The organism is Actinomycetota bacterium (assembly GCA_018830725.1).
In the GTDB taxonomy this organism is placed as follows: Bacteria; Actinomycetota; Humimicrobiia; order JAHJRV01; family JAHJRV01; genus JAHJRV01.
The window spans coordinates 1-9,324 of the sequence record JAHJRV010000115.1; the positions used below are offsets into that span (position 1 = coordinate 1).

The following is a 9,324-nucleotide window of genomic DNA, read 5'->3' on the forward strand; positions in this document are numbered from 1 at the left end:
AAGCTCCCTCAAAAGTATAGGAATATATGGCTCTTTTTAGTGTTAACTTGTGTTCTGGATACCAACTCCCATCCGGATAACCATCTTCCTTTCTCCTTGTGATTGATACATAAAGGTCTCTGATAGGGTTAATAGTTTCTACGGGACAATCAGAACCAAAAGTCATATGAACACCATTTTTTACCAATTTATCCCAGGCATAAGACCACTTACATCTCTTGCCCCATCCTTTTTCAGCCATTTTCATATCAGAAGCGAGATGATAAGGCTGCATCGATGCTATTAAATTTAGCTTTTTAAATCTAACAAAATCTTCCCTTCTAAGAATCTGGACATGTTCAATTCTATTTCTTAATACTGTTTCATTTTCATAATTTTTTAATACCCTTCCATAAATATCTAAAACTTCTTTATTAGCTCTATCTCCAATTGCATGCATCGCGAAGTTAAGTCCAAGTTGATTTGCACTTCGCATCAGCCTTCCCACTTCTTGCTTTTCCATTACTTTTATTCCATAGTTATTTTCATCATCATTATATGGCTCAATCATATATGCAGTTCTTGAACCCAAACTCCCATCATAAAAAAGTTTAATTCCTCCAATTTTCGTCCACCTATTATCAAGTTTAGTACTTCTTTTAAAATGGTATAAATCTTCTGGCTCAATTTGTTCAAAGAAAGAGTATATTCTCAGATTCAACTCCCCTTCACTATTTAAATCAAATAGAATTTTTTGTCTATTCATACTTTCCATATTATGTACACTTGTTATTCCTACTTTATTAAAATTTTTGGATGCAGTTTTAACTGCACTATAGATATTTCCCATATTCTTTATCTTTATCTCTTTTGAAGTAGTTGATGAATTCAAAACTGGTGTTGGAAGGATATCTTCGATATTTTCCTTTTTTATCTTTTTCAAAACTAAATAAATTGCATTCTCTTTTAATATTCCAGTTGGAGTTTTGCTAATAGATTCTCTTACAATCTTCCCTCCTGAAAGATCTAAAGTATGCTCATTAATGTCAGCTTTTTTTAATGCAACTGAATTTACCCATATACTATGCCCATCCTTTTTAAATAGAACTAAAGGATTTTTGTTGCAAACTTTATCAAGGTCAGCTTTTGAAGGAAGCTTAAATTCTTTCCAATCATTTTCATTCCACCCATAACCCAGAATCCAGACATTTGGTTCAGTCTTTTCTACCCTTGTCTTAACTTTCTCTATCACCTCTTCTTTTGATTTTGTATTACTTAAATCAATTCCAATCAAACTTTTAGCATAGCCTAAAAGATGAACATGACTATCAATAAAACCAGGAAGAACTACTTTTCCATTTAAGTCAATAGACTCATATTTGCTATTAGCCTTTGATTTAATTTCAGCATTATTACCTATAGCAATAATTTTCTCTTTTCTAACAAGTAAAGCATTCACTTTAGGCTTTAAAAAATTCATAGTATAAATATTTCCATTAAATAGGATTAAATCTTTCTTCATTTATATCACCAAAATATAAAATTAAATTAATTATTATAAATTTCTATAACTTTAATTAAAAAGTGTAAGGAAATTAATTATTTATATCTTTATAATTAATATTATATAATCTAAAGCTTGAAATATTATACAATTCTAAGTCTAAATTGTATTATAAAATATCAACTTTCAAAATATGCTGAGGAAAAATTAAAAAAATATTAAAAGATAGGAGAAAACATTGGAATTTTATAAAGTAGCGAATTTAATTAAGCCTAAAAAGATTGTTATTGAAGAATTTAAAAAACCTGAAATAGAATCTGATGAGGCACTTATTAAAGTAAATTATGCCGGAATCTGTGGTACAGATATTGCAATTTATAATGGTGATTACAAAGTTCCATTACCATTGATATTAGGACATGAATTTACTGGAGAGATTATTGAAGCTGGTGAAGATGTGAGCAATAAACTTATAGGAAAAAGAATTACAGCAGAAATAAATAATACTTGCCTTTCATATCCTAAAAGTATAAAATGTCCTGCTTGTAAAAAGGGATTGTCCACTCATTGTCTTGAAAGAACGGTTCTGGGAATAATAAATGCTAATGGAACATTTGCACAATTTGTAAAAGTTCCAGCAAAAAATATTCATACATTACCTGATAATATATCAGACGAAGAGGGAGTTTTCATAGAACCATTAGCAGCTGCTATTCAAACCTTTGAACTCTCAAAATTCAAAATTGGAGACAAAGTTATTGTACTTGGAGTTGGAAGATTAGGAGTTTTAATCTGCTCTGTTGCAAATTCATTGGGAGCAGATATAATTGCAATATCCAGGTCGAAGGAAAAACTGGAAAGAGCAAAATCTTATGGTGCCTCAAAAGTAATAAATACAAATGACCTGAATTTAGTCTCAAAAGTAAAAGAGTTAACCGATGGTCTTGGAGCAGATATAGTGGTGGAATCAACAGGATCAGAAAAAGGATTTAACCTTGCTATAAACCTTGTCAGACCAAGAGGAACAGTTGCTCTTAAATCAACTCATGGGATTTTGATTAATAATGTTGACCAAACAAAGATTGTGGTAGATGAGATAAGAATTCAGGGTTCAAGATGTGGTCCATTTTCAAAAGCTATTGAATTTTTAAACAGTAAAAAGATAGATGTAAAACCATTAATTTCAGAAATTTTTCCCCTTGATGAAACAGAAGAAGCTTTAAAACTAGCCCAAAAAGAAACCAAGGTTCTCATTAAATGTAACTAAATATCCAAATATTTTTAGATAAATATACTTTTAATTTCAATATAATTAATGGATCCATCTTCAATTTCTTTTTTTAAAGCATTCTTAACTTCTCCCTTTGCTGAGAAGTATAGAATCTGCCACCCTGATTCAGAAATTTTCTTTAGTGTTTGAATCTGTCTTTGCAATCTATCAGGGTCAGCTTTTATGAATGGGTCATCCATGATAAAAAATCCTTTTTTACCTTTTAAGAGCTTTTCGCCAAGCGAAAGGCGAATAGAAAGGTATAATTGGTCGTAAGTACCTCCTGATAATTTCTCAGCTTCTAATACAGCTCCATCCTTACGCTTAACCTCAATTTCGCTAATCTTTTGGTTGAAGAGTACTTCCTCGTAAAGACCATTTGTTATCTCATTAAAATACTTAGAAATAGGACTTTCTTTACCAAAAAGTTTAGAAATTTTTTCTTTTTCTTCTATTTCTATTTCTTTAAAAATTCCCATAACTTTCAAGACTGAATCTCTATTACTTTCATTTTCGTTTATAAATTTCTGCAACTTCTCGCTAACTGCCTTTAAATCTACTGATGTTTTACAATATAAATAATCTTCTTCTGATTGCAGAATATCATTTGACTTTCTTTCTATCTTCCCTAAATCCTTTTGAAAATTAGTCATCATATCCTCTAAATTACTTAATTTATCCTCATATGACTCTTTTTCTTTCTTTAATTTTAGAACAATTTTTTCATCGTATTTTATATTCTTAGCTCTGTCTTTATACACTTCAAGCTCTTTGATTTCTTCATCCCAATAGGGAATATTTTCTTCTAGTATTTTACCCTTCTCTCCAAAAAGATTTATTAAAATACCCTGTTGTGTTCCAATTAATCCACTTAATTCTTCCCTCATCTTTTTTTCTTTTTTATCTTCATTTAAACATTCATCTTCAAACTTTTGGATATTTGAAATAATATCTCCAATAGTTTCTCCACTTAAATTGAACTTCGAAATATCAAACTTAATCATTTCAAATTCCTTTGCAAGCTGAGACTTATTTCTTGTAAATTTCCACTTAAACATATATGAGATTATGGTAGAAATTAAAGATAACACCCCCAATACAATAAACAACAATAATAATGGTGGTGAGAATAATGATGATAATGAGGACAAGGATGATAATAGGAGTGTAATAATACTTCCAAGCAAAGATGTAGTGAGTATTATTTGAGAAATTTTTGCCAAAGAAGAGAAAAAATTATTTTTAGTTTTTTCCCCTGCTATTTTTTCTTTATTTGATTGATAATTAGTTATCTTTGGTCTAATTTCCTCATTTACCTTTCTCAGTTTTTCTCTAAACACTTCAAGATATCGTTCTTTTTTTTCTAATTCTTTAACTTCTGGAAAATCTTTTTTCTTAAGTTTTTTAAGAGCTTCCTTCCCTTTTTCATATTTCTCTCTTTTTTGAGCATGTTCGAATTTTTTAATCTCTTCTATTAGTTGTTCTTTTTTTATTCTATTTTCTACCAATTCTTTCTCTACTTTATCAAATTCTTCTTCCTTAATTTCTTCGATTAAACTCTTAATTTCTCCAACTAGTGTTCCTGTATTTTCTATTCTTGACTTCAATTTTTCATCTCCAATGTCACGGAATTTGCCACTTGGTGTTATTTTACCTATTCCTTCAAGAGTTTGTTTTATTTGGGAAATATCTTCTGTTCTTAAACCTGTAAGTTGATCTGTTACATTAGTATAAAACTCACTTTCCCGAGTAATAGAGAGATCACTATTTCTTATTATAAAAATATTGCGACTTTCAGATGGGGTTAAATCTGCTACTTCTGTCAAATTCCCCTTTTCTGGCAGTTTAATTTCTTTACCTTTATCATTTTCTATTATTATATAACCTTCTGGACTCTCTTCTACTCTATCTATATGTTCAAAATTTCTAATATTCCGTCCTAATAGTAACTTTATAAGAGCGTCTATTGTTAAGGTTTTCCCTTCCTCATTTTTACCCCAAAATAAATTGAAATCAACCAGTTTAAAAGGGTTTCTATTCCTTAAAGGACCATACCTTGTTATTAAAAACTCTTTTATTTTCATGATTGTGTCTCCATCATTGCTTTAATTGCTATTTCACGCATTTGCATTTTCTTTTCCTCTTCATAATCAGTGTGATCAAGCTTTTCTCTGAAGTTTTTAAATAAATCATCCTCAAGTATTATTCGTATATCCTTGAATTCATAGTGATCCTCAATACATTTCCCTGAAGAAATCTTTTTTATTTGTTTTACAAGTTCTTCCTCACTCATTCCAATATTTTCACTGTTTATAAAACCTCTAACTTTTAGAATAACCTTGGCTTTTGAATGAAGATTAATAAAACATTCTTTCACAATCTCTAAAGGCTCTTTATCTTTAAATGGATCAAATTTTACATCAACTTCTTCATAATGAGGGGTGTCAAGAATATATTCTTTAGGTAGTTCACCAACTTTAAAGATATTTATTTTTCTATTCCCTACTTCTCTTTTAGTTATTGATATAGGCGATCCAGGATAAATGAAGTATCCTCCATTTTCTAATGTCCACATATCAAAATTCTTATGAAAATGTCCTGCAAGTATATAATCAATATTCAAATCCTTAAAATAAGAAAGTTTAACAGGCATATATCTTTCCTCACCCTCATCTCCAAAATCTTTTCTAGAAAAGAAGGCATCAAGCAATTCCCCGTGATAAAGTAAGATATTTTTCTTATCAGGACTTATGTTGTTCTTTAATAGTTGTAGTTTATTAAAAATGTCTTCTCCCTTTATAGGTTCAAAGGGCAATCCCCATATTCTTATGTCTTTAAATTCATCAAAAGGACTGTTTAAGTCACTTAAAATTTTTACCTCTCCAAAATACATGCCACTTTTATATGAATCTTTGTCATGATTTCCAGGAATAAGGATAATTTTAAAACCAGTATTGGAGAAAATATCTCGTATTTTAGGTTTGAGGTTTTCAGCATCAATGCCTTTATCAAAGAGGTCACCACTTATTATAAAGAGCTCAATTTTTTCCTTCTTTCCAATTTCAATGAGCTCCTTAAGAGTCTTCCATCTTTCATCGTCATATTCTCTTAAATGTATATCTGCAGTATGAAGTATCTTCATCTTTAAAATATTTTCCTTTTATATTTTTAAAAAAACTATTTGAAATATAAACTTGTATAAAAATTATATTCTAATTTAAACTTATTATATTCTAACAAATATAGATAATTCATTAAAATTTTTCAAAATAAAATTTATACCTTAAACTCCTAATAATATTAAAGAAAGATTGATTTACAAAATTCTATTAATTTTATTTATATAAAAATACCCATCTATCATAAACAGATGGGTATTTAAAGAGTCAATCTATAAGCCGAGTTCTGTTCCTATCTAACTTTTAAAAATATAAAAATTAAATAAGCGGTGATCATCCATCTAGGATGATAGTTACCTATCACCTCAAGCAGCCTACCCGAGAGTAGGGCGAGCAACCCCTAATACTCTCCTATTTGGCCTTGCTCCAGGCGGGGTTTTCCAAGCCAATCAGTCACCTGATTGCTGGTGAGCTCTTAACTCGCCTTTTCACCCTTACCCTATTAGATCAATCTTTACTAAATAGCTTCTCAAGCTTGAAAATTAGCAAATGGCAATATTGGTAATAAATAGTGATAGTAATTTTTTAATATAATTCTAAAATTACTATCTTATTCAATTATCAGAATCTATATTTAATTTAAAGATCTAATAGGGCGGTATATTTTCTGTGGCACTATCCTTGGAGTCACCTCCACTGGGTGTTACCCAGCACCTTGCCCTACGGAGCCCGGACTTTCCTCAGAAGTAAAAACTTCTGCGATCACCCAATTGACTCATATAAAATTATACCATTTTTAGAAAATCTAATAAACGTTGTTAAATATAAATTTCAAAATTCCTATTAAAAAAGGGTGGATTCGATTTCATTCTCTACAAAATGAACTTCAACATCTTTATCGAGAGATGAATTAATTGCTTTATTTACAAGTTTATCAGCAGCTTTAATTACATTTCTTGGGACATTTAAAAGACTAACTTTTCTATAAGCACTAAGTAATAATCTTACCTTTTGATGAAGAATTTTTAGATTTGGACTCTTAACTTTCCACCTCTTCTTTAATTGATTTACCATTAGTTTGCTATCACATTTTATCTCTATTTCATCTGCACCAAATTCCTTCGATATTTCTAATGCTCTTAGTAAAGCAATATACTCTGCTACATTATTAGTAGTTCTTCCAATAAATTCACTAACTTCCTTTATTAGTTTTCCTTCTTTATTAAAAATTAAAATTCCTATTCCAGCTGGTCCTGGATTTCCTTTTGAACCACCGTCAGTAAATAAAATTAACTTCTTATATTCTTTAGTCTTCTTTTCATTCATATTTCACCTTATGGTAATATTAATATTCTCTCACAAAAATTGCAATGATAAAAAATATTAGGATCTCTCATAGAATCAACTTTTATTGATGGTAGTTGCATGTTACAGCAATTACATATACCATCTTCTAAAACAGCTACCACTCTTCCCCCTTTTTCCTCCCTTAAAGATTCATACTCTTTTAAAATCTCTGTATCTAAATGGCTTATTAAATTATTCCTTCTATCAGTTAATTCAGACATCTCTTCATCAATTTCTTTTTCCCTCTGAGTTAGATTTAATTCTTTAGTTGTAATTTCAGATAAATTACCATCCAACTCCTTTTCTTTTAACTGTATTACTTTAAGATTTTCATCTATTTCTTCCATTAGTTCTAATATTTTTGTTTCTTTTTTATCCATTTTTAATTTTAGAAAAATTACTTCCTTATTAATACCCTCAAGCTCTTTGGGATTTGTAATTCTACCACTATAGAGTTTTTCTTCCTCACTTTTAATTTTCACTGTTAGAATGGATATCTCGTCATTTATCCTTTTCTGATCTAATTCTGTGGAGTGTTTTTTTTGATAAAGATTTTCAATTTCCTTTCTTAATTCTTTAATTCTTTTGTTTAATTTTTTTATTTCCTCTCTTTCAATTAGATTCTCTCTAATTGAAGTAAGTTCATCAACCCTTAAATCTGCCTTTTGCAAATCAAGTAAAATTGTGGGGCCAGATCTATTACTCATGTTTAATAGTCTTTCCATTCTTAATAGTAAATAACAAATTTAAATCTTCATCCATTACAACTATGTCAGCCTTCTTTCCTTCTTCTAAGCTTCCTAAAATTTTATCAAATTTAATTGATTTTGCTGGATTTATAGTTGCCATTTTTATTGCATCCTGAATTGAAGTACCGACCATTTCCACCATATTTTTAAAAGCTTCGTTCATATTTATAACACTTCCAGCTATTGTACCATCTTTAAGTGTTGCTTTTCTATTTTCAACTAATATTTCTTTATTAAGGAAATTATATTTACCATCACCTAAACCCGCTGCTTTATTAGCATCTGTGATTAAAACTACATTTTCTACTCCTATATTATCTATAAGCATTTTTATTGTTGAGGGATGAACATGAATACCATCACAAATTATCTCTGTATATATTCCTTCTGATTGCAATATTGCTCCCACCACTCCTGGCTCTTTGTAATGAAATCCTCTCATAGCATTAAAACAATGATTTACATGATTATATCCATTTTTAAAAGCCTTTACAGTTTGATTATATGTGGCATCAGTGTGTCCTAAGCTGATAATTATATTATTTTCTTTAAGAAAATTTACAACTTCTTCAGAACCTTCAAGTTCAGACGCTATAGTTACCATTTTAACTTTATTATTTGAAGCAGATATATAAGATGACATTTCATTTAAATCTGGATTTCTTATCCATTCGGAATCGATTGCCCCATGTTTTTTAGGATTTAAAAATGGACCTTCTAAGTGAATACCCAGAGGTTCTGCTATATAATTTGAAAATTTAAATATTTTTATAATATTTTTTAATTTCTTAATTGTTTCTTCAAATGTTGTAGGAACAATAGTTATAAGAAATGATGTAACTCCTGTTGATGACACCCATTGAGAGTAATTTAAAAATTTTTCTGGTAAATCCTCATTAAAAGATATTCCATTTCCTCCATGACAATGAATGTCAATAAATCCAGGACAAACTATCTTACCTTTAACATCAATTATTTCAAAATCTTTTGGAATAGAAATTTCATCTAATTTTCCAACACTTTTAATAATTGATTTTTCAATTAAAATAACTCCTTCTTGAATAATTTCAAAAGGTGTTATTATCTTTCCACCACTTAAAGCTAATTTCATATCATTAAAGTTAAGTTTCTAATCTTAATTAACATACTAATAAAAAGTAATATTAAATTTATATATTAATAAATATCTGTATCTTTTCAAATTTTATAACAATGATTATTTTTTTTAAATTATTTTTTTTAAAAATTTTAAACTCTTCTTAAAAAAAGTGTAACCAATATTATTTTTAAAAATCTAAGCTCTTTTCCAAAAAGTGTAGTTATCTACATATACGTAGTCCCCTCCCCTTGTGGGAG

Annotated in this window: 6 protein-coding genes, 1 other RNA gene and 1 pseudogene; 1 reads left to right on the forward strand and 7 read right to left on the reverse strand. The window is 29.1% G+C overall.

The window, feature by feature from the left end; all coding sequences use genetic code 11:
- Positions 1–1,501: amidohydrolase (locus KKC53_05625; protein ID MBU2598631.1), on the reverse strand; the 1,501-nt coding region annotated here is incomplete at its 3' end.
- Between the two features lie 220 nt (positions 1,502–1,721).
- Between KKC53_05625 and KKC53_05630 the strand changes: the two genes are divergently transcribed.
- Complete coding sequence (locus KKC53_05630) at positions 1,722–2,750, forward strand: alcohol dehydrogenase catalytic domain-containing protein (protein ID MBU2598632.1); 1,029 nt, start codon at positions 1,722–1,724, stop codon at positions 2,748–2,750.
- Between the two features lie 14 nt (positions 2,751–2,764).
- On the opposite strand, the gene KKC53_05635 is transcribed toward KKC53_05630, so the two are convergent.
- The 6 genes and pseudogenes from KKC53_05635 to nagA all read right to left on the reverse strand — a co-directional run bounded on the left by KKC53_05635 (position 2,765) and on the right by nagA (position 9,079).
- Positions 2,765–4,837, reverse strand: a complete 2,073-nt coding sequence (locus tag KKC53_05635) for a hypothetical protein (protein ID MBU2598633.1) — start codon at positions 4,835–4,837, stop codon at positions 2,765–2,767.
- Complete coding sequence (locus tag KKC53_05640) at positions 4,834–5,895, reverse strand: DNA repair exonuclease (protein ID MBU2598634.1); 1,062 nt, start codon at positions 5,893–5,895, stop codon at positions 4,834–4,836. Before KKC53_05640 ends, KKC53_05635 begins: the two co-directional genes overlap by 4 nt.
- Positions 5,896–6,131: 236 nt before the next feature.
- Positions 6,132–6,650: RNase P RNA component class A (gene rnpB / locus KKC53_05645), an RNA gene on the reverse strand.
- A 65-nt stretch (positions 6,651–6,715) separates the two neighbouring features.
- A complete protein-coding gene (locus KKC53_05650; GenBank protein MBU2598635.1) occupies positions 6,716–7,198 on the reverse strand; it encodes a ribonuclease HI family protein in 483 nt (160 codons plus the stop codon).
- Positions 7,199–7,206: 8 nt separating this feature from the next.
- Positions 7,207–7,926, reverse strand: a complete 720-nt coding sequence (locus KKC53_05655) for a hypothetical protein (GenBank protein MBU2598636.1) — start codon at positions 7,924–7,926, stop codon at positions 7,207–7,209.
- Positions 7,919–9,079, reverse strand: a pseudogene (gene nagA, locus KKC53_05660) (N-acetylglucosamine-6-phosphate deacetylase). The gene KKC53_05655 and the pseudogene nagA overlap by 8 nt, the downstream one beginning before the upstream one ends.
- Positions 9,080–9,324 lie beyond the last annotated feature (245 nt).

Excerpts from the sequence above, each read along its gene's own strand:
- KKC53_05635 (MBU2598633.1), bottom strand. The coding sequence starts at position 4,837 with ATGAAAATAAAAGAGTTTTTAATAACAAGGTATGGTCCTTTAAGGAAT.
- KKC53_05640 (MBU2598634.1), bottom strand. The coding sequence starts at position 5,895 with ATGAAGATACTTCATACTGCAGATATACATTTAAGAGAATATGACGAT.
- KKC53_05650 (MBU2598635.1), bottom strand. The coding sequence starts at position 7,198 with ATGAATGAAAAGAAGACTAAAGAATATAAGAAGTTAATTTTATTTACT.
- KKC53_05655 (MBU2598636.1), bottom strand. The coding sequence starts at position 7,926 with ATGAGTAATAGATCTGGCCCCACAATTTTACTTGATTTGCAAAAGGCA.